Below are 20,010 nucleotides of genomic sequence, written 5' to 3' on the forward strand. Positions count from 1 at the left end.
GCCTTACGCAGCGGCGGGCGATTGGTTCAACCGGTGGCGGCGAGCTTCTCTTCTTCCTGGCCGGGGATGCCGAGGCCTGCAATCATTTCACGGAGCTCCTGGCGGGCCGCGATGTGGGCAATGCCGACTTCGCCAAGCTGGGCAAGGTCGAGGAGAGTCAGGCCCTTCGGGAACAGTTCGCGGTAAATGACGCGTTCGCCCAAACCGGGGATTACGCGAAAACCAACGCGGCGGGCGAGCTCGTCCATGGCAGCGCCGACGCGTTTGAGGTTGTGCGACTCTATGTGCTGCAAGCGGTTGCGGAGCACGACCCAGTCGACGCTCTTGCCGGTAGTCTTCGCCCGCTGCGTGCGACTGTTCCAGATCAGCTCGGCATAAAAGCTCGGGCGCGTGATCTTGTAGTTCTCGGGGTGCACCTGGCCGATGAGGTCGAGGTCGACGAAGCTGTCGTTCATCGGCGTGACGAGCGTGTCGGCCCTCAGGATCGCCGCGCGGGCAAGCGCGTCATCGCGGCCCGGTGTGTCGATCACGACGACATCGGCGTCCGCTGTGAGCCGATCAAGGGCGGCGCCGAGCGCCTCCTCGGTCTGATCCTCGAGAACTTCGTAGCTCGCCTGCGGCAGTGTCTTGTCGAGCCGGCGCATGGTTGCGTCCCGGTTCTCGAGATAGCGGGTCATCGTCCGCTGGCGGCTGTCGAGGTCGAGCGCGCCGACGCGATGGCCCGATGCAGCGAGGGCAATCGCCGTGTGCACGGCAGTCGTCGACTTGCCGGTGCCGCCCTTTTCGTTGGCGAATACGATGAAATGCGGCTGGGTCATGCTTGATCTTTCCCCCGGCGCATGTGCAAGCGCCGCCCGTCCAATGGTTTACCGGAGGCTCCGGCGGCGTGCAAATCGTTCGTTCGAGTGAAGAACTGACGCGCGGGCGGGCCAGACTGCAGGGCACGGTTGCCCTGGTCCCGACCATGGGCGCACTTCACGCCGGTCACCTGAACCTGATCGACGAAGCGAAGCGGCACGCCGACAAGGTCGTGGCAACAATCTTCGTCAATCCGGCCCAGTTCGGCCCGAGCGAGGATCTGTCGCGCTATCCCCGCCGCGAACAGGAAGACGCGCGTCTGTTGGCCGATGGCGGCTGCGACCTGTTGTGGATGCCCGGTGTCGATGACATCTATCCAGGCGGGTTCTCGACGACGGTCAGCGTTGGCGGAGTATCCGACCGGTGGGAAGGCGAGGCGCGACCCGGGCATTTCGCAGGCGTAGCCACCGTCGTCGCCAAGCTGCTGCTCTCGGTTCAACCGGATGTCGCGCTGTTCGGCGAAAAGGACTTCCAGCAGCTTGCAGTGATCCGGCGGATGGTCGCCGACCTGGCGATCCCGGTCGAGATCGTCGGATGCGAGACAGTGCGCGAGGATGACGGACTGGCCCTGTCCTCCCGTAACGCTTATCTGGATGCGGACGAGCGGATGCGTGCTGCAGCCCTCTTTTCGGCACTCGAGACCGCTCGTGGGGCGATTCTGGCAGGCCAGCCGGTCGCAGCGGCACTGGGTGAGGGACGGAGTTCTCTCTTGGTCGCAGGCTTTGCTCGGATCGATTATTTCGCGCTGGTCGATGCAGCGACGCTCGAGCCCCTTGATGTGGCGGCTGGCGAGATGCGGCTGATCGCTGCCGCGACGATCGGAACAACCCGGCTGATCGACAACCTTCCGGTGTAAATCGGCATAGTATTTTCGCCGTTAACCATTTGTTTGCCATCCCCTGCTGAATTGGCGCCAACAGAGACAGGGGGAAATCATGGGTGCCATTAGCCAGAAGAGTGCGGAATTCCTGATCCAGAGCCGGATCGCCGATGCCGAATGCGGAGATGTCGATGCATTGTTCGAGCTCGGCGTTGCCTATTCGACCGGCCGCGGCGGCGTTCCGGTGGATCTCATCGAAGCGCACAAGTGGTTCAATCTCGCGGCGCTGTCGGGCTGCACCCGCGGCCAGGAGTGCCGGGCCGAGATCTCGGTCGAGATGACCGCCCGGGAAATCGCCGAAGCGCAGCGCCAGGCGCGTTCGTGGCTCGGCAGCTGCGGCTATCAGCGCCGCGCCGCCTGAACCGTCAACTCAACGAACCAGTATGGTGACCGCGCGACCCGGCCCGGCACGCTCCTTGCCGAAGCTGGCGGCACTCACCTGCATCGCCGGAACGCCGAGCAGCACGAGGTAATCACGAACGGCGTCGGCGCGGCGTGCGCCGACGGCTAGGCCATGGTCCCGCGTGTCGATCGGGTCGGCATAACCTTCGATCCGGACCACTACTTCGGGATGGCGAAGCAGCCATTGGGCCTGCGCGGCGAGAGTCGCCCGCGCAGGCACGCCGATCACGGCACTGTCCGCACCGAAATAGACGTTGGCACTCCCGGACTGAGCAATGAATTCCGAACGGAGCGCGTCGATTCCTTGCAGCATCGGAGCCATCGCGGATGGCTGCCCGGGCATTCCGCGCTGGACGATGTGCGGCACCCGAAGCTGCGCTGCCGCGCTTCCTGATGCGAGCGCAACCGCAGCGGCAGCGAAAAGCATGGGTTTGCCCATCGTCATCAATCCATCAGCCCTGACCAGTCGGGGTCGGAAGCGTCTTGCGGAGTCGCAATCTGCATTGGCTCTCCGCCGGCAACCGAGATCCGGTAAAGCGATCGGCGGCGGGTGCCATCGGTGCGCTGGAACACGAGGTCGCGCCCGCTCGGCGCCCAACTCGGCCCTTCGTCCGACGGGCCGGTAGTCAGCACTCGCTCGTCGCTGCCATCGACGTTCATGACGCCGATGCGGAGCACGCCGCCGCCGCGCCAGGTGAATGCAATGCGGTCGCCGGCCGGGCTCCACTCGGGAGCCGCGTGCATGCCACTGCCGAAGCTCACGCGCCGTTCGTCCGAGCCGTCGGCATTCATCATGTAGATCTGCTGCGTGCCCGAGCGGTCGCTCTCGAACAGGATCTTGGTGCCGTCGGGGGAGAAGCTCGGGTCGGTGTCGATGCCGGGAGCGGTGGTCAGGCGACGCGGCATGCCGCCATTTGCGTCCGCAAGGTAGATGTCGCTGTTGCCAGCGAAGGTCATCGAGAAGACGATCTGATTGCCGTCGGGCGAGAAGCGTGGGGCGAAGGTCATTGCGTCGCCGGAGACGAGCGGGCGCTCGGCGCCTGACGCGACATCGCGGATACGAACCTGCGGTTTCCCCGTCGAGTAGCTGACATAGGCGACCCGCGCGGCCTTCGGCGAGAGGCGCGGCGTCAGCACCATCGTGTCGCCCGCGGTCAGATAGCCATGATTGAAGCCGTCAGCATCCATGACAGCAACCCGGCGAACCCGCCCGTCTCCCATTCCGCTTTCGGCGACATAGGCGATGCGGGTGTCGAAGATGCCCGGGGCGCCGGTCGCCGCCTTGTAGGCGAGGCCTGAGCATTTGTGCGCTGCCCGGCGCCACTCGTCGGGAGCGGCGACGAAGCCGCTGCGGTCGACTTCGCGCCCCTTCTGCACATCATAGACGTAGCAGCCAAAGGTCACACGGCCGTCAGGCCGGCCTCCAATGAAACCGGTAACCAGCAACTTGGCGTTGCGGCCCCGCCACTTGGAGAAGGTCGGCGCCGTGACCTCCGGATAGGAATAGAAGTCCTTCTGGTCCGGCTCGATCGTCATCAGGTCGGGGCTGGACTTAAGGTCCGAAGCGATCAGCAGCGATGCCTGCCAGGCGAGGGCCGCGGTGGAGCCCGCGCTGGTCGGCTTGTCGTCGGGCGTCGACAGCGGCGGAACCGCGACGACCGCGACTGCCTGCTGCGCAAGCGTCGGTGCCGGGACGAGCAGTGCCGCGACGGCGAAAAGAAGATGGCGGCTATTCATTGATCGGAGCTGCTGAGGTCGCGGAATTTGGCAATCCAATCCTTGGGCTGACGCTGCGGGCGTCCTTCCGGGCCGACGAAGGCCGCGGTGACGCTTGCCTCTGCCACTAGTTCAGCCCCGCGCATGACTCTTTGCTGAATCACGATCGACGCGGCGTGGAGCTCGGTCATGCGGCTGAGGACTACGAGGTCTTCACCCAGCCGCGCGGGCAATCGGTACCGGATGTGGACCTCAGCAACGACGTAGACGCCGCCGCCCTCGCGGTGGAGGGCGATGTGGTCGGCTCCCGCTGCACGCAACATGTCCGACCGGGCGCGCTCGAGGAATTTGATGAAGTTGGCGTGATAGACGATCCCGCCGGCATCGGTGTCCTCGAAGTAAACTGTCAGCGCATAATGATGCACGTCGCCGACGAATCCGCCGCGGTACGGACGATCGAACTCCCCGGCAGTCATCGCCGGGGCCGAGGCTCGGCGGCGGCAATGTCCCCAACGGTCCGGATCAGGTCACCCTGTGCAACGGCGACGTCTGCAAGGTGCATGCCCCACGCCGGCAGGAACATGCCGAACAGCCCCACTTCGCCGCCGATTCGGTCGGTGCGCTTGTCGCCAGAATTGTGGTTGGTGCGGATGAACAGGTAGCCGCGGGGGCCATCGTTGATGCACTTTCCGGACGCGAGACCCTCGGTACGCACGTAGGGCGTTGCGGGTTTACCTTCGCTCGACCATTGGATCGGACCTCCCGGCACGGGCAGCGTCGAGCGGGCGAACCAGTAGCTGTCGAGCGGAACCCAGCCAGTCGCTCCGGGCCGCGCAGGATTGACGCAGCCGACCGTCATTCCCGGCTCTCCGGCATATCCGAACATGGCGCCCGGTGGCGGTACGTTCTTCTCCCGGAAGCTGCTCCATGCCATCACGCAGCCGGTCTGGCCGGGGCGGCTGCACAACGGGGTCGACTTGAATGTCCCGCCGACGAGCTTGCCTTCGGGAACGAGGACGTTGAAGCCCGGGATGATGGCGAGCCGCATGCGGGCCGCCACGGCTGGGTTCTTCTCGATTTCGCGCGCGATCAGCTGCTGCAGCATCAGGCTGCCCTGGCTGTGGCCGATCAGGACGAACGGGCGGCCCTGGTTCCGCGTGCCGATGTAATTGCGCCAGGCGGCGAGTACGTCGGAATAAGCGATGACGCCGGCCTGCCTGATGTCGAGGCCCGCGGAGTACGCCGCGATCGAGCCCAGCGTCATCTGCCGGTAGATGGGCGCGTAGGTACGGCACACCGTAGAGAAGCGGGCGAACTGGCTCTCGGCGGCAAGTTGCTCCTCGCGGCCGGCCGACATGTCGCTGTTGAGGCCCTGGTCGCTTGAGACCGTCGGGTAGACGTAAAAGCAGTCCAGCGGCGCGTCCTTCGCGACGGTGCTGAGGCCGGTTGACCCATAGCCGTTGGCGTTGAGAGCCGTCGTCGGCAGCGGCCGCGAGCAGACGTCGGAGCGGCCGGGAAGGCAGAGCCAGGCGGAGCTCTTGCTGTAATCCGGGATCGCACTCGTTTGCGCTTGTGCGGGTGCAGTCGCGGCGAGGGTCGCAGCAGCGGCCAGGGCGAAGATACGCATTACTTGGCGGAAGCTCCCGGATCGAAAAGACCGGCCTGGCTGCCCTGCGGCTGCGGCAGGCCCAGGTGGGCGTAGCCGCGGCCATTGAGGCAGCGGCCGCGCGCGGTGCGGGCGATGAGTCCGAGCTGGATGAGAAAGGGCTCGATGACGTCCTCGATGGTGTCGCGCGGCTCGCTCAGACCAGCCGCGAGCGTTTCGATGCCAACGGGCCCGCCGCCGTATAGGTCCGCGATCATGGTCAGGTACCGGCGATCCATCGCGTCGAGCCCAAGCGCGTCGATTTCAAGGCGCGAGAGCGCCCGGTCGGCGGCCTCGGCGGTGATCTCGTCGCCCCCTGCCGCGTGCGCGAAGTCGCGGACGCGTCGAAGCAGGCGACCGGCAATGCGGGGCGTTCCGCGCGATCGCCGCGCGATTTCCCGGGCGCCGTCGCCGGTCAGCTCGGCGCCAAGCAGGCGCGCGGCGCGCCGGACGACCTGCTCAAGCTCCTCTATGGTGTAAAAGTTGAGGCGGACCGGAATCCCGAAGCGGTCACGGAGCGGTGTCGTCAGCAAACCCTGCCGAGTAGTCGCACCAACAAGAGTGAAACGCGGCAGGTCGATCCTTACGGAGCGCGCCGATGGGCCTTCGCCGATCATCAGGTCGAGGGCGCGGTCCTCCATTGCCGGGTAGAGGACCTCCTCGACCGCCGGGTTGAGGCGATGGATCTCGTCGATGAACAGGACGTCGCCGTCTTCCAGGTTCGTCAGGAGCGCGGCGAGATCGCCGGACTTGGCGATGACGGGACCCGAGGTGGCGCGGAAGCCAACGCCCATCTCCCGGGCGAGAATGCCGGCAAGCGTCGTCTTGCCGAGGCCAGGCGGTCCGTGAAGCAGGACGTGGTCGAGTGCCTCTCCCCGGCTGCGGGCAGCATTTACGAATACGCGCAGGTTCTCGCGCGCTGCCTGCTGGCCGATGAACTCGTCGAGGCTCTTGGGCCGCAGGGCAGCGTCGGCGTCCTCGGCGGTGCGTTCGGGTGTCGTGATTCGGGCGGGATCAGTGGCCATCAGTGCGAATGCTCGACGCCTTCGCCGACAATCTCAACCCAGTCGTTCTTACGTTCCTCCCAGACCGAGAAGGACGGCTGGAGCATGTACGGGTCATCGAAGATGCCGAGCGGGATGGCGATCTGCCCGTCGGCCGGGTCAACGCTTTCGTAGTACACGCCGGCCCCGCAGTCGGTGCAGAAGTGGAATTCCACCCGCCTGCCACTGTCGCCCACATAGGACCAGTTCCCGGACTCGCCTTCCAGGCTGACCTGGTCCGCCGGCCAGCGGGCCTGGGCGGCGAAGGCGCTGCCGGAGCGCTTTTTGCATTCGAGGCAGTGGCACACCGAAACGCGCACCGGCTCGCCGGTGACTGTGGCTCGGAACCGGCCGCAGCGGCACGAGGCGATCCGTCTGGTCACTTGGCTGCCTTTCTGAGAGCGAGCCGGACTAGGGCGTCCAGAGTTGCGTCAGAGCCCAATTCGTCTGCGGCGGCGTTGACGGCGGCGCTCGCTTCGGCAGGCTTGAAGCCAAGATTGGCGAGAGCGGAGAGGGCGTCGGCTGCCGAGCCTCCCCGGGGCAACGGGGCGGAGCCGGCGAGGCCCGGCGCGCCCAGTTTGCCCTGAAGCTCATTGGCGATACGCGCGGCGAGCTTCGGACCCACGCCGTTGGCCCGGCCAATCATCGCTTTGTCGCCCTGGCTGATCGCGCGCGAAAGCTCGTCGGGCGAGAGGGTCGAGAGAATGGCGAGGGCGAGGCGGCCGCCAACGCCCTGAACGGAGGTAAGCGCGCGAAATGTGTCCCGTTCGACCGGCGAGCCGAAGCCGAACAGTGTCCAGGCATCCTCCCGAACCTGGAGTTCGGTGAGGACCAGCACGTCGCCACCAATGGGGCCGAGCGCCTCGAGCGTCCGGGCGCTGCACAGGAGTTGATAGCCGACGCCACCGACGTCGATCACGGCGCCGTCGGCGGTCGCTTCCGCAAGTTTGCCGGTGAGGCGAGCGATCATCTCGTCAACGCGTAATGCCCGCCCGCGTACTCGCCAAGTGGTGGGCATGGGTGATCGCGACGGCGAGCGCGTCGGCGGCGTCGGGGCCGGCGATCTTCACTCCAGGAAGCAGGCGCGACACCATGGCGTGGACCTGCGTCTTCTCGGCGTTGCCGTTGCCGACGACCGCCTTCTTGACGAGCCGGGCGGCATATTCGCCGACCTCGATACCGGAGCGCGCCGCGACCATGATGACGACGCCGCGGGCCTGACCGAGCTTTAGCGTCGATTGCGGGTTCTTGTTGACGAAGACTTCCTCGACGGCGGCCGTCTCCGGCCGCTGCTCGGCCAGGAGAGTCTCCAATTGACCGCCGAGGTCGGCGAGGCGCGTCGGCAGCGGCGCTGCCGAGTTCGTCTTCAACTGGCCGTTAGCGATGTGCCGCAGGCGATTGCCTTCCGCCTCGATCATGCCCCAGCCGGTCGTGCCAAGGCCGGGATCGAGCCCGAGGATGATCAGCCGAGCTTCTCCAGCTCGTCTTCCGGGATGTCGTAATTGCCCCAGACGGTCTGGACGTCGTCGTCTTCCTCGAGCGTGTCGATAAGTTTGAGGAGGGTCTGGGCATCGTCGCCGCGGACTTCGACTTCGGTCGAAGGCTTCCACGCGAGCTTGGCGCCTTCGCCTTCGCCGAGCAGCGGCTCGAGAGCGCGGGCAACCGGGTGCAGGTTCTCAACGCTGGTCCAGATGCGGTGGCCGCCCTCGTCCGATTCGACGTCGTCCGCGCCCGCTTCGATGGCCGCTTCGAGCACCTTGTCGGAGTCGCCCGCTCTGGCCGGGTACTCGACCAGGCCAAGCCGCTCGAACGCATGGCTCACGCTGCCGCTCGCCCCGAGATTGCCGCCGTTCTTGGAGAAGGCGGTGCGAACGTTGGTGGCGGTCCGGTTGCGATTGTCCGTCAGCGCTTCAACGATCAGCGCAACGCCGCCCGGGCCGAACCCCTCGTAGCGGATCTCTTCGTAGGTATCGGCATCGGACCCGGCGGCCTTGTCGATCGACCGCTGGATGTTGTCCTTCGGCATCGACTGCGCCCGTGCGGCGATCACCGCTGCCCGCAAGCGCGCATTCGCTTCCGGATCGGGCAGGCCCATCTTCGCGGCGACCGTGATTTCGCGGCTCAGCTTGGAGAAGAGGGCGGACCGCTTTTTGTCCTGCGCGCCCTTCCGATACATGATGTTCTTGTATTTGGAATGCCCTGCCATGGCCGTTCCTTACGCGAGCCCAAGCGCGTTGCGATAGGTTTCCATCAGCGCGTCGGCTTCCTGGCGGGCCTGACTTTCCATCTTCCGCAGCCGGACGATGGCCCGCATCGTCTTGGTGTCGTAGCCGTTCGCCTTGGCCTCCGCGTAAACGTCGCGGATGTCGTCGGCGATGCCCTTCTTCTCTTCTTCCAGGCGCTCGATGCGCTCGATGAATAGCCGCAGCTGGTCGGCCGCGACGTTCCCCTCCGCCATGCTCTTATGATCTCCGATGTCCGTGCTTGAACGGGCCGTCTAGGCGAGGCGGCGGCGGCGCTCAAGCGGGTTGAACCGCACGAAGGAGGGGCTATGGCGAGCGCTCCGCAAGACAAGGACGCATCGTGACCGAGACTCTGGCGCCCCGCTCGCGCAAGGTGAAGATTCTGGCGACTCTCGGGCCTGCTTCCAGCGATCCCGACATGATCCGTCGGTTGATGCTTGCCGGCGCCGACGCCTTCCGGATCAACATGAGTCATGGTGACCAGCAGCAGAAGGCGGCCTTGGTTCAGGCCATCCGAGCCCTGGAGGATGAATTCCGGCGCCCGACGACGATCTTGTTCGACCTGCAAGGGCCGAAGCTGCGGGTAGGCCACTTCGACGGCGGTGCGGCCCAGCTCAAATCGGGCGCACGCTTTATCCTCGATCGCAGCAGTGACGCGGGCGACGCAACACGCGCCGAACTTCCGCATCCCGAGTTGTTCGGCGCGGTGCGGCCGGGAGCGAACCTGCTGATCGATGACGGGAAGATTCGGCTCAAGGTTGTCGAAGCGAACGACGAGCGCATCATCACCGAAGTCCAGGTCGGCGGCCGAGTGTCGGACAACAAGGGCGTGAACGTTCCCGACATCGTGGTGCCAATTCCCGCGCTGACGGACAAAGATCGTTCTGACCTGCAGTTCGCGCTGCAGCAGAACACCGACTGGGTTGCGCTGTCGTTCGTGCAGCGGCCCGAGGACGTTGCCGAAGCCCGTTCGCTGATCGGCGATCGCGCATCACTACTGGCCAAGATCGAGAAGCCGGCCGCGATAGACCGTCTCATCGACATCATCGCATTGTCGGATGCGGTGATGGTTGCGCGCGGCGACCTCGGCGTCGAGCTGCCCCCGGAACGTGTGCCGCCGCTTCAGAACAAGATTGTGGCCTGTGCGCGCCAGTTCGGGAAGCCGGTGGTGGTTGCGACCCAGATGCTCGAATCGATGATTACCTCGCCGACTCCGACGCGGGCGGAAGTCAGCGACGTGGCAACCGCGATCTACGACGGTGCCGATGCCGTTATGCTGTCCGCGGAAAGCGCGGCTGGGCAGTATCCCTGCGAGGCGGTGCAGATGATGGATCGCATCGCCATCAGCGTTGAACACGACCCAAGTTACCAGGCGCGCATCCACTTCACACAGACGAAGCTGGAGCCGACGACCGCCGATGCGCTTGCCGGATCAGCCCGGCAGATCGCCAGCACGGTCTCGGCAACGGCCATGGTTTGCTATTCGAGCTCCGGCGCAACCGCACGCCGAATTGCGCGCGAGCGGCCGCCGGTGCCGCTACTGGCAATGAGCGCGTCAATCACGACGGCACGGCGGCTCGGCCTGCTGTGGGGCGTTCACGCGATCCAGACGCGCGACGTCGCGAGCTTCGAAGAGATGGTCGAAAAGGGCAAGCGCATGGCCCTGCGGCACAAGATCGCGACCGGCGGCGAGCGCATCGTCCTGATGGCCGGTATCCCGTTCGGGACGGCGGGGTCCACCAACGTGTTGCACGTAGTGCGGCTCGCGGGCGACGAGCTCGAGCGTTACGAGGCGACCAAGGGATCAGCGCGGGAGTAGGCCGGGCACCTCGTCGGCGATCTGTCGGGCGAGGAAGCCGATCGGCCCGACTTTGACGCCGAGGCGGGCACCGGCCTCGCCGTGCAGCCAGACCGACCAGAGTAGAGCCGTGAGCGGCTCGGCGCCTCGGGCGAGCAGCCCGCCGACGATCCCCGCGAGGACGTCGCCGCTTCCCGACACGCCGAGGCCGGGGGCGCCTCCTTCATAGGTCCAGCAGCTGCCGTCGGGGGTGACCACATAGCTGACGACGCCCTTCACCACCACGATTGCGTGGTAGAGTTCGGCGGCCCGCAAGCCACAGCGGATGGGCTCCCGATCAACCTCGTCCGAGTCACAGTCGAGCAGGGACGCGAGTTCGCCGGCGTGCGGGAGAAGCACCGGCAGAGTGGTCCGAGCCGGAGTCGACCTGGGTTCCAGCGCGTGGAGGAGCGCGGCGTCGAGGGCGAGCGCCGCGTCGCTCGCAACGAGGGTGGCGACGATCTTCCGGCACACCTCGCCTTGCGTCATGCCGGGACCGGCAATGACGGCGTCCACATGAGCGGCTTGTTCGGCGAGCGACTCTACCGACGAGGAGCCGAACCCGCCGTGCGTTTCCGCCAGGCCGATGACCATCGCTTCCGGCATCGCGATGCCGAGGTGCGGGGCGATGCTTTCGACAGTCGCGATGCGAAGCTTGCCTGCGCCGGCGCGCATGGCGCCCATCGCTGCGAGTAGCGCGGCGCCGGGGACTTCACGGCTGCCCGCGACGATTAGGATCTTGCCCTTGGTCTCCTTGTCGCCATCGACGACGGCTGGGAGGGGATGCTGCTCGAGCGCGGTCCGGTCGAGCGGCGTGCCTCTGCTCACCGCGTACCGGCCATGGCATCGGGCGCGGACGTCTTGGGAGCGCCTTCGACCTCGAGCGGAGCGCCGTGATTCCACTGCGACAGCATCGGCACGCACAAGCCGTCGGGCGACTTGTCGAAGTCATAGGCGCAAATGCCGCAGTTGAGGATTTCCGCCTGCCGGTCGATGTCGAGGATCTCCGCCTCGTCGAGCCCTTCGAGAATGTAGCGCATGCACAGCACGACGACCTGGTGGCAGACGACGAGCACGCGCCGGTCGCAATATTGCAGGTTGATGGTGTTCATCATCGAGCGCAGGCGCAGGATGACATCGGCCCAACTCTCCCCACCGGGGGGGCGATGGTAGAACTTTCCGAGCCGCTTGCGGTGCGCCGCCTCTTCCGGGAAGCGGGCGCGAATTCCGGCGGTGGTCAGGCGGTCGAAGATCCCGAATTCGCGCTCGCGCAGGCGCTCGTCGATGATGGTTCGGGCAGGGCCGCCGGCAAGCGCTCCGGCCTTGCAGATCAGTTCTGCCGTCTGCCGCGCCCGGATGTAGGGAGAGCAGAGGATGAGTTCCGGCCGTTCATGGGTGGGGAGTTCAGCGAAGTAGCGGCCGGCCGCTTCCGCCTGCTTCAGCCCAAGACCCGAAAGCGGGACGTCGACGTCGCGCATGTCGATGTCGATCTCGTGCGCGCCGGACTGGTCCGCGGCATCGCGCGCAACGTTCCCCTGACTCTGTCCATGCCGCACCAGCCACAGGCGCTCGGGCCAGCTTTGCCCCATCAGCAATCGTCCTCCTGCCGTTCAGAAAGCATGAGCGGCAGGATTGTGCCAGCTTGCCGCTACTGCAGAGCTTGAAGGCTCTCTGAGTGGCGCGCGAAGTCCGTTAGCGCCGCATCAATCGGGCGCAGGAGGAGGCCGCGCTTGCTGCTGAGGCTGGTGTCGGCGCCCTCGTCATGATCCGGAGTGCGAACCCGGTCGATTGCGCTCGCGTCGAGATTGGCCATGGCAGCTGCTTCGCGCGCAAGTTCGTGCCAGCTGACGGCCCCCTGGTTGGCGAGGTGCCAGATGCCCTTTTCCTCGTCGAGCAGCAGGTCGAGAGTCGCGTGGACGAGGTCGGGAACATAGGTCGGGGAAACCACCGTCCGGTCACTGGCGATGACTTCCTCGCCGCGCTTCAGACGTTTGATCGTATCAACCAGGAAGTTGTAGCGGTCCCACGGTCCGAAAAAGGCGCTCGTGCGGACAATAAGTGCGTCGGCGTCGATCCCAAGCAGTCGCTGTTCGGCCTCCGCCTTGCTCTTGCCGTAGGCGCAGGCGGGAGCGGGGGTGTCGGGCTCGACGTAGGGGCGGCCGAGTTTGCCGTCGAAGACGAGGTCCGACGAGAAGGTCACTAGCGGGATGCCGGCCGCCTTGCAGGCCTGACCGAGTTTCTCGGGACCCGTCGCGTTGATTGCGAGACACTCGTCGAACTTCTCGTCCGCTTCCCAAGTGCGAACGAAACCGGCCGTGTTGATGACCGCCCACGGCTTGTGGCGCTCGATTGCTGCGGCGATCGACGCATCGTCGGTGATGTCGAGCTCAGCGCGAGAAGTCAGGACGTGTGCGAGGCCGCGGTGCGCGCAGATCTTCGCGAATGCCTGTCCAAGTGTCCCGGTGGCGCCGGTGATGAGTAGCGGTCTCGCCTTGCTGCAGTCGCGCGGAAGCATCTCGAAACGAGGACGCCCGTGGCAACGACCGGGACGTTTCCACCAGCCTGGCATGTCGAGGACGGGATGGTCCAGCTTTTCTCCGCGGCCCAGCTTTGCAGCCGCTTTCGCGAGCATGGTCGGGCGCAACTCTTCCGAGCGGGTGTCGAATCCGCCCACGTCGTACGCGCCTTCGCGGCGCGTCAGCAGCGATCGCCAGTCGACCATGCCAAACATCGCCCAAAGAGTGACCGCGCGAACATCGACACCTTCGGACTTCGCGGCCTGCGCTTCGGTCCACACCTGGTTGAGCCAGCGCACCTGCTCGTCACGCGTGCAGCCGTGATGGACTTCGGTGATCGCGATTGGGATGCCGTAGCGTTCCCACGTCTCGTGGAGCCGAAGGCGCGGACCAAGCGAGTTCTGGAGCTTGGCGACCCTCACCGCTTCCACGTCGACATAGGTGTCGCGCCCGTTCGTGCCCGCCTCGATCGTCGGATACCTCTCCACCCGGTGATCGAGCCAGCGCTCGCTGGTGAGGTAATGGTCGAATCCGATCATGTCCGGCTTGCCCGCGCCGGTTGCCAGCTCCGTCAGCACTTCCTCGGACGCGGCCTTGTTGCGCAGCCAGTCGTAGAACGGATGGCCGGGGATGACCCGGCCCGACAGCAGATCGAAGGTTAGCCAGCGCCGTTCGTTCTCGTGGTCGGCTTGGTATTGAAGAGGCTCGGTCGCGAAAGTCTTGCCGACGTCCTCGGTGGTGATCAGCTGCGCGTTGGGAATGACCTTGCGGATTGCTTCCATCGACCGTTTGATGGCGACGCACTCGTTGACCAGCGCGCGGAAGGTCGAATCCATGTTGGTGTGGTGCGGGTACCAGTGGCCATACAGGCACGAGAAGCGCGCCGTGGTCATCGGCTCGTTCACCGGGTTCCAGGCGTCGATCCAAGGGTAACGCCTGGCAACCCGGGACGCGAAGTCCGCAAGCAAGTCCGGGAATTTGGGATCGAGCAGGTTGGTGTACTTGGGCCCCGAGCCGTGGTGTACCAGGCCGGCAATAACCCGGATGCCGAGTTCGCGCAGGCGCCCGAGCCGCTTGTCGTGCCATGAGAAATCGAGTTCGCCGGGTGCTTCGGGTGCGATGCTCTCCCAGACGATGGGGTAGCGCACGGCCTTGATGCCGAGCTCCGCCATCGCATCGAGATCCGAGAAGCGCGACGCGTGGCCAGTGTCGACCAGCTGGTTGCGGAACTCGTTCCCGATGCGGACGACGGAACATTCGATGCCGCCCCACAGCTCGAGCGATGAGGCGGCCCGAGTCATGCGGCCTCGACCGCCGTGGGCTGCGGTCGCTCCCTCGATTTGCGCTCGTCCATGCGCCGGAAAGTGGCCAGCGCCTGCCCGACGATCTGATCCATGTTGTAGTAACGGTAGGTCGCGAGGCGCCCCACGAACGTTACGTTCTCGGTAGCGTCAGCAAGCGCCTCGTACTTCTTGAACAGCTCCTGGTTCTCGGGTCGCGGGATCGGATAGTAAGGATCGCCCTCGGCTGACGGATATTCGTAAGTGATCGTCGTGACCGGAGCCTGCTGACCAGTCAGGTGCTTGTACTCGCTGATGCGCGTGTACGGCACTTCCGGTGACGGGTAGTTGACGACGGCGACGGGCTGGAACTGTTCCTGCTCGAGGGTCTGGTGATCGAACTTCAAGCTGCGGTACGGCAGCTTGCCAAACCGGAAGTCGAAATACTCGTCGATTGGACCCGTGAAGATCAGGTGGTCGTAGTCGACGGTGTCCTTCACGTCACGGAAGTCGGTTCCGAGGCGCTTCTCGATCAGCGGATTGTCGAGCATGTTCTCGAACATCGCGGTGTAGCCGTTGAGCGGCATCGCCTGGTACGTGTCGCCAAAATAGCGGTCGTCGGTGTTGGTGCGCGTCGGAATGCGCGAGGTCACCTGCTTGTCGAGCTCGCTTGGGTCGAGGCCCCATTGCTTGCGCGTGTAGCCGCGGAAGAACAGCTCATAGAGCTCGCGTCCGACCGCGTTGATCACGACGTCCTCGGATGTCGTGATCTCGTCGACGGGCTCTGCGCGCGAAGCAAGATACTCGGCCGCTTCTTCGTCGGTCTTGAGATCGAGACCGAACAGCTCGTTCAGAGTCGTGCGGTTGATCGGGATCGGGACCAGCTTGTCGCGAACGACCGCGCGGACGCGGTGCTCGTATGGACGCCACTCGGTGAATTGCGAGAGATAATCCCACACCTGTTCGCTGTTGGTGTGAAAGATGTGCGGTCCGTACTTGTGGTACCAGATGCCCGCGTCATCCTGCTCGTCGTACGCGTTGCCGCCGATGTGATCGCGACGATCGATCAGCAGGATGCGAGCGCCATGCTGGCTCGCGAGGCGCTCGGCCAGGACGGAGCCGGCGTATCCGGCTCCGACGATGAGGTAATCGTAACGGTCCTTGCCGCCAGTTTGCCCGCTCATTCGGCAGCCACGAGCATTGCCGAGTTCGCGCCGGTGGCCGTGGTGCCCAGCAGCTCGCCGATGAAGCCGCTCATGCGCGCCTGGGTCGTATCCCAGCTTGCCGCGGACAGCATCAGGTCCGCCTCGGCCAGCCAGCCGCTCTCGCGGTTCCGCGACTGCACCAGCGCCTTCTCGCAGGCCTCGATGAACTCCTCGGCCGTCGAGGCGATGTGCACGCCCTCAAGGTCGCCGTAGTGACGGACCACGTCCTTCACCGCGGTCGACACGACAGGCTTTCCGCCGGCGAGATATTCCGGGGTCTTGGTGGGCGAGATGAACTGCGTCGACTCGTTCATTGCGAACGGCATCAGCGCAACGTCCCAGCCGGAAAGATAGCAGGGAAGCTCCTCGTACTTCTTGCCGCCGAGATAGTGGATGTTCGGCCGGCGCGGCAGGTCTTCGTCGGAAATCTTCACGACGGGACCGACCATGACGAACGACCAGTTCGGGCGAAGCGCGGCGATCTCGCCAAGCAGCTCGGTATCGAAGCGCTCGTCGAGGACGCCGTAGAAGCCGAAGCGTGGCCGCGGCAGGTCTTCCTGATCGGCGGGGTCGAACAGCCGCGAGCGTGCCTTCGCGAAGTGGCAGCGATCCACGGATGACGGGAAGCAGTGGACGTTGTCGTGACGGTCCTTCTTCGCCTCATAAAGGCTGGACCCGCCAGTGAAGACGACGTCGGCGCGGTCGATCAGCTCCTGCTCGAGAGCGAGCAGATGGGTCGGCGCGAACTTGAACTTGGATAGCTCGTCCATGACGTCGAAAACGGTGACGTCCGCTTCGATGTGCCGCGAGAAGGGCAGCATCATCGGCGTATAATACCAGGTGACCAACGGTCCGCTGATCGCCGCCACGTGGGCGTCGAGAAGGCGGCTAAGGGCGGCCTCGCGCGCATCCTCGGGCATCCCGGCTGGCAGGTGCGGGACGACGACGCGGACGTTCGGGAAATCCTCGGCCTGACGGACCTGCAGAAACGCGGTCTCGTTCGCCGCAATCTCCATCGGCTCTTCCCAGTAGATCACGGACATCTCGCGAGCGAAACGGCTCATCAGGTGCTGGGGACGCTGAAACACGAAGTTCCACCGCAGGTGCGAAAAGCACAGCAGGGTAGCAGGCTCCGGACCTCGCGCCGCGGGCTCAGCTACAGAATCGACAGGCACCCCAACGCGCGTGAGCATTTCTCGTTTTTCCTCCGTGTACTGTGTTGCCCCCACATGAACGGGGAAAATGGCATTACGGTTCCGCAACACTGATCGAAGTTAATGCGAAACTTACGCTTGTGCACCGCAACATTGCGGCTCGGGGAGCGATCCGGCGAGGCGGTCTCCAGCTCCTTTTCGATATGGTTGGTTTCCGCAGCGAAACAAGGCGGCGATTGACCTTGCGGGGCCTCCGTGGAAGGGAACTGGCGCAAGGGAGACACGCTTTGGCGACTACCATCCAGGAGCTTGAACGGCGTCGGGAAGCGGCGCGGATGGGCGGCGGCGAGAAGCGCATTGCGGCGCAGCACGCCAAGGGCCGGCTGACCGCTCGCGAGCGGCTCTCGGTGCTGCTCGATGCCGGCAGTTTTGAAGAATATGACATGTTCGTCGAGCACAATGCGACGGACTTCGGCATGGGCGACCAGCGAATTCCAGGCGACGGCGTTGTCAGCGGGTCGGGGACGATCAACGGCCGGCTGGTGTACGTGTTCGCGCAAGACTTCACCGTTTTCGGCGGCTCCCTGAGCGAGCGCCATGCGCAGAAGATCTGCAAGGTCATGGACATGGCCATGAAGGTCGGAGCGCCGGTGATCGGCCTCAACGACAGCGGCGGCGCCCGCATCCAGGAGGGCGTCGCGAGCCTCGCCGGTTATGCGGAAGTCTTCCAGCGCAACGTGCTCGCAAGCGGAGTCATTCCGCAGATCAGCCTGATCATGGGGCCATGCGCGGGCGGCGCCGTTTACTCACCGGCGATGACCGACTTCATCTTCATGGTGAAGGACAGCAGCTACATGTTCGTGACCGGGCCAGACGTCGTGAAGACGGTCACCAACGAAGTCGTCACCCAGGAAGATCTCGGCGGCGCCGTCACGCATACGACGAAATCCGGCGTTGCCGACGTCGCGTTCGAGAACGACATCGACGCACTGCTGGCCACGCGCGAGTTCTTCGACTTCCTGCCACTGTCCAACCGCCACGACTTGCCGGAGCGGCCGTGCGAGGACCCCGCCGACCGCCTGGAGGAGAGCCTCGACACGCTGGTCCCGCCGAGCGCGGCGACGCCCTACGACATGCACGAGCTGATCCGGAAGGTGGCGGACGAAGGCGACTTCTTCGAAATCCAGCCCAAGCATGCAGCCAATATCATCACCGGCTTCATTCGCATCGAAGGCCGCACCGTCGGCGTCGTTGCCAACCAGCCGATGGTGCTGGCGGGCGTGCTCGACATCAATTCATCCAAGAAGGCGGCCCGGTTCGTTCGCTTCTGCGACGCTTTCGACATTCCCATCCTGACCTTCGTCGATGTGCCGGGCTTCCTTCCCGGGGTCGGCCAGGAGCATCACGGCATCATCAAGCACGGCGCCAAGCTGCTGTTCGCTTATGCCGAAGCGACGGTGCCCAAGATCACCGTGATCACGCGCAAGGCGTATGGCGGCGCCTACGACGTGATGGCCTCCAAGCACCTGCGCGGCGACCTCAACTATGCGTGGCCGACCGCCGAGATCGCCGTTATGGGGGCCAAGGGCGCCGTCGAGATTATCTTCCGCCAGGATGCGAAGGATGCGGAGACGATCGCCAAACGCACCGCGGAATATGAAGAGCGCTTCGCCAACCCGTTCGTGGCGGCGAGCAAGGGCTTCATCGACGAGGTGATCATGCCGCATTCGACGCGTCGGCGCGTGGCGATGGGGCTAAGGAAGCTCCGCAACAAGCAGCTGGAGAACCCGTGGAAGAAGCATGACAACATTCCTCTTTGAGACCTTGCTGCTTCTCCTGAGTGCTGTCACACTCAATCCGACGGTTGAGTCCCTTCCCACCGATGGATGGACCTACCTCGATTTCTCGCAGCCACCTTTTCATTCGGTGGAAGCCGTCCTCTACTCGCGCGACCGAACGGCGAAGCTAGCAATCAATTGCAGTCACGCGAGCGACGACCCGGTGATCTCCATTCAATTCCTGCCCGACCCTAATAACGGCCTTGGAATGGCACCGATCATGCTTGACTGGCTCCCGTCTAAAGGTTCTCCCTTGGGGTCCCATCTGGTTTGGGAGCGGGATCAGCATGGCGCCTTCGTTCGGGATGGTGAATTCGATCGGGATGCCAGTGACGTTTCGTCAGCGATCGAGGCAGGTCCCGGGGTAATCAGTATACAGGCGACCGACCGGAACGGAGATCACTTCCAAACCACCTATGACAGCGTCAGCAATCGGGAGGCCATCGGTCGCGTGCTTGCACAATGCCCTGGGAAACCCACACCTCAAAGTAATGCAAATCGGTCGTGACCACATACTTCGCCAGGGTCCGCTGGACCCGCGACCCGAGCACCGACTTCGCTAAGGGCCAGTACAGCCGCGCGCATGAGTGGTTGTTCGACGGCGGCGCGGTGGTCGCCGGGTCGTCGAACCCGCACACGGTTCCGCTGCCCTGGTCGGATGCCGCTGCCGTCGATCCGGAGGAAGCATTCGTCGCTTCGCTGTCGTCGTGCCACATGCTGTTCTTCGTCGACTTCGCGCGGCGCGCCGGATGGGTGGTCGAATCCTACGTCGACGAAGCCGAGGGCGTGCTGGAGAAGCGCGACGACGGCAAGATGTGGATGAGCCGCGTGACGCTCCGGCCGCGGGTGACGTGGGGCGAGGACACGCAGCCGGATGATGCGGCCATCGCCGACCTCCACCACCGCGCGCACGAAGCCTGCTTCATCGCCAACAGCGTGACCACGAAAGTGACCGTCGAATGAAACTCGGACGCCTGAACCATGTCGGCGTTGCGACGCCATCGATCGAGAAGAGCCTCGAGACCTATCGCACCATGTTCGGCGCGGAGTCGCATGGCGAACCATTCGATTTGCCGGCGCAAGGCGTGCGAGTCTGTTTCCTCGACACGCCCAACAGCCAGATCGAGCTGATCGAACCGCTCGGAACGGACTCGCCCATCGCCAAGTTCCTCGAGAAGAACCCGCTGGGCGGTCAGCACCACGTCTGCTTCGAAGTCCCCGACATACACGCGGCCAAGGCAGAGCTCGAAGGCAAGGGCGCCCGCATCCTCGGTGAGCCGCGGATCGGCGCCCACGGCACGCCCGTGTTCTTCGTGCATCCCAAGGACATGGGCGGGGTGCTGACCGAGATCATGGAGACCCCCAACAGCGCTCACTGATTGGATTTGGCCGG

General features: G+C 65.0%; 23 protein-coding genes. 7 read left to right on the top strand and 16 right to left on the bottom strand.

The window, feature by feature from the left end:
• Positions 1-26: 26 nt before the first annotated feature.
• A complete protein-coding gene (locus ACUXST_RS09925) occupies positions 27-818 on the bottom strand; it encodes a division plane positioning ATPase MipZ (RefSeq protein ID WP_458389814.1) in 792 nt (263 codons plus the stop codon).
• A gap of 68 nt (positions 819-886) precedes the next feature.
• Between ACUXST_RS09925 and panC the strand changes: the two genes are divergently transcribed.
• Positions 887-1,714 (top strand): pantoate--beta-alanine ligase, encoded by an 828-nt coding sequence (panC, locus tag ACUXST_RS09930; protein ID WP_458389815.1) that lies wholly within the window; start codon positions 887-889, stop codon positions 1,712-1,714.
• Positions 1,715-1,793: 79 nt separating this feature from the next.
• On the top strand, positions 1,794-2,099 hold the full coding sequence (locus ACUXST_RS09935; protein WP_458389816.1) for a hypothetical protein: 306 nt from the start codon (positions 1,794-1,796) through the stop codon (positions 2,097-2,099).
• Positions 2,100-2,108: 9 nt separating this feature from the next.
• Here ACUXST_RS09935 and ACUXST_RS09940 read toward each other — a convergent pair whose 3' ends face one another.
• From ACUXST_RS09940 to ACUXST_RS09985, 10 genes are read right to left on the bottom strand one after another with little or no spacing between them, the layout of a single operon-like run.
• Positions 2,109-2,579, bottom strand: a complete 471-nt coding sequence (locus tag ACUXST_RS09940; protein ID WP_458389817.1) for an OmpA family protein — start codon at positions 2,577-2,579, stop codon at positions 2,109-2,111.
• 5 nt (positions 2,580-2,584) lie between these two features.
• Positions 2,585-3,877, bottom strand: a complete 1,293-nt coding sequence (tolB, locus tag ACUXST_RS09945; RefSeq protein WP_458389818.1) for a Tol-Pal system beta propeller repeat protein TolB — start codon at positions 3,875-3,877, stop codon at positions 2,585-2,587.
• Complete coding sequence (locus ACUXST_RS09950) at positions 3,874-4,332, bottom strand: YbgC/FadM family acyl-CoA thioesterase (protein WP_458389819.1); 459 nt, start codon at positions 4,330-4,332, stop codon at positions 3,874-3,876. The genes tolB and ACUXST_RS09950 overlap by 4 nt, the downstream gene beginning before the upstream one ends.
• Entirely contained in the window at positions 4,329-5,483 is a 1,155-nt protein-coding gene (locus ACUXST_RS09955) for a DUF3089 domain-containing protein (RefSeq protein ID WP_458389820.1), read from the bottom strand. The genes ACUXST_RS09950 and ACUXST_RS09955 overlap by 4 nt, the downstream gene beginning before the upstream one ends.
• Positions 5,483-6,526, bottom strand: a complete 1,044-nt coding sequence (gene ruvB, locus ACUXST_RS09960) for a Holliday junction branch migration DNA helicase RuvB (protein ID WP_458389821.1) — start codon at positions 6,524-6,526, stop codon at positions 5,483-5,485. The genes ACUXST_RS09955 and ruvB overlap by 1 nt, the downstream gene beginning before the upstream one ends.
• Complete coding sequence (locus tag ACUXST_RS09965; RefSeq protein WP_458389822.1) at positions 6,526-6,927, bottom strand: GFA family protein; 402 nt, start codon at positions 6,925-6,927, stop codon at positions 6,526-6,528. The genes ruvB and ACUXST_RS09965 overlap by 1 nt, the downstream gene beginning before the upstream one ends.
• Complete coding sequence (gene ruvA / locus ACUXST_RS09970) at positions 6,924-7,514, bottom strand: Holliday junction branch migration protein RuvA (RefSeq protein WP_458389823.1); 591 nt, start codon at positions 7,512-7,514, stop codon at positions 6,924-6,926. Before ruvA ends, ACUXST_RS09965 begins: the two co-directional genes overlap by 4 nt.
• A 4-nt stretch (positions 7,515-7,518) precedes the next feature.
• Positions 7,519-8,010 carry a crossover junction endodeoxyribonuclease RuvC gene (ruvC, locus tag ACUXST_RS09975; protein WP_458390044.1) on the bottom strand — a complete coding sequence of 164 codons (492 nt, stop codon included), beginning with the start codon at positions 8,008-8,010 and terminating at the stop codon, positions 7,519-7,521.
• Positions 8,007-8,750, bottom strand: a complete 744-nt coding sequence (locus tag ACUXST_RS09980) for a YebC/PmpR family DNA-binding transcriptional regulator (RefSeq protein WP_458389824.1) — start codon at positions 8,748-8,750, stop codon at positions 8,007-8,009. Before ACUXST_RS09980 ends, ruvC begins: the two co-directional genes overlap by 4 nt.
• A gap of 9 nt (positions 8,751-8,759) precedes the next feature.
• Complete coding sequence (locus tag ACUXST_RS09985; protein ID WP_458389825.1) at positions 8,760-9,002, bottom strand: DUF2312 domain-containing protein; 243 nt, start codon at positions 9,000-9,002, stop codon at positions 8,760-8,762.
• A gap of 125 nt (positions 9,003-9,127) precedes the next feature.
• On the opposite strand from ACUXST_RS09985, the gene pyk reads away from it, so the two are divergent.
• Positions 9,128-10,606: a pyruvate kinase gene (pyk, locus tag ACUXST_RS09990; protein ID WP_458389826.1), complete on the top strand. Its 1,479-nt coding sequence runs from the start codon at positions 9,128-9,130 to the stop codon at positions 10,604-10,606.
• Here the strand turns inward: pyk and ACUXST_RS09995 are convergent.
• From ACUXST_RS09995 to ACUXST_RS10015, 5 genes are read right to left on the bottom strand one after another with little or no spacing between them, the layout of a single operon-like run.
• Positions 10,592-11,452, bottom strand: coding sequence for an NAD(P)H-hydrate dehydratase (locus tag ACUXST_RS09995; protein ID WP_458389827.1), 861 nt, complete (start codon positions 11,450-11,452; stop codon positions 10,592-10,594). The genes pyk and ACUXST_RS09995 overlap by 15 nt on opposite strands.
• Complete coding sequence (locus tag ACUXST_RS10000) at positions 11,449-12,213, bottom strand: histidine phosphatase family protein (RefSeq protein WP_458389828.1); 765 nt, start codon at positions 12,211-12,213, stop codon at positions 11,449-11,451. The genes ACUXST_RS09995 and ACUXST_RS10000 overlap by 4 nt, the downstream gene beginning before the upstream one ends.
• Positions 12,214-12,272: 59 nt before the next feature.
• Positions 12,273-14,441, bottom strand: a complete 2,169-nt coding sequence (locus ACUXST_RS10005; RefSeq protein ID WP_458389829.1) for a family 1 glycosylhydrolase — start codon at positions 14,439-14,441, stop codon at positions 12,273-12,275.
• The gene (gene glf, locus ACUXST_RS10010) at positions 14,438-15,604 is read right to left on the bottom strand and encodes a UDP-galactopyranose mutase (protein ID WP_458389830.1); all 1,167 of its coding nucleotides are present in this window, start codon (positions 15,602-15,604) and stop codon (positions 14,438-14,440) included. Before glf ends, ACUXST_RS10005 begins: the two co-directional genes overlap by 4 nt.
• Positions 15,601-16,689 (bottom strand): glycosyltransferase, encoded by a 1,089-nt coding sequence (locus tag ACUXST_RS10015; protein WP_458389831.1) that lies wholly within the window; start codon positions 16,687-16,689, stop codon positions 15,601-15,603. Before ACUXST_RS10015 ends, glf begins: the two co-directional genes overlap by 4 nt.
• A 425-nt stretch (positions 16,690-17,114) precedes the next feature.
• On the opposite strand from ACUXST_RS10015, the gene ACUXST_RS10020 reads away from it, so the two are divergent.
• From ACUXST_RS10020 to mce, 4 genes are read left to right on the top strand one after another with little or no spacing between them, the layout of a single operon-like run.
• Entirely contained in the window at positions 17,115-18,599 is a 1,485-nt protein-coding gene (locus ACUXST_RS10020; RefSeq protein WP_458390045.1) for an acyl-CoA carboxylase subunit beta, read from the top strand.
• On the top strand, positions 18,580-19,125 hold the full coding sequence (locus tag ACUXST_RS10025) for a hypothetical protein (RefSeq protein ID WP_458389832.1): 546 nt from the start codon (positions 18,580-18,582) through the stop codon (positions 19,123-19,125). Before ACUXST_RS10020 ends, ACUXST_RS10025 begins: the two co-directional genes overlap by 20 nt.
• The gene (locus tag ACUXST_RS10030; RefSeq protein ID WP_458389833.1) at positions 19,122-19,580 is read left to right on the top strand and encodes an OsmC family protein; all 459 of its coding nucleotides are present in this window, start codon (positions 19,122-19,124) and stop codon (positions 19,578-19,580) included. The genes ACUXST_RS10025 and ACUXST_RS10030 overlap by 4 nt, the downstream gene beginning before the upstream one ends.
• On the top strand, positions 19,577-19,996 hold the full coding sequence (gene mce / locus ACUXST_RS10035) for a methylmalonyl-CoA epimerase (protein ID WP_458389834.1): 420 nt from the start codon (positions 19,577-19,579) through the stop codon (positions 19,994-19,996). The genes ACUXST_RS10030 and mce overlap by 4 nt, the downstream gene beginning before the upstream one ends.
• The last annotated feature ends 14 nt before the right edge of the window (positions 19,997-20,010 follow it).

This window comes from Sphingomonas sp. F9_3S_D5_B_2, from assembly GCF_054263715.1.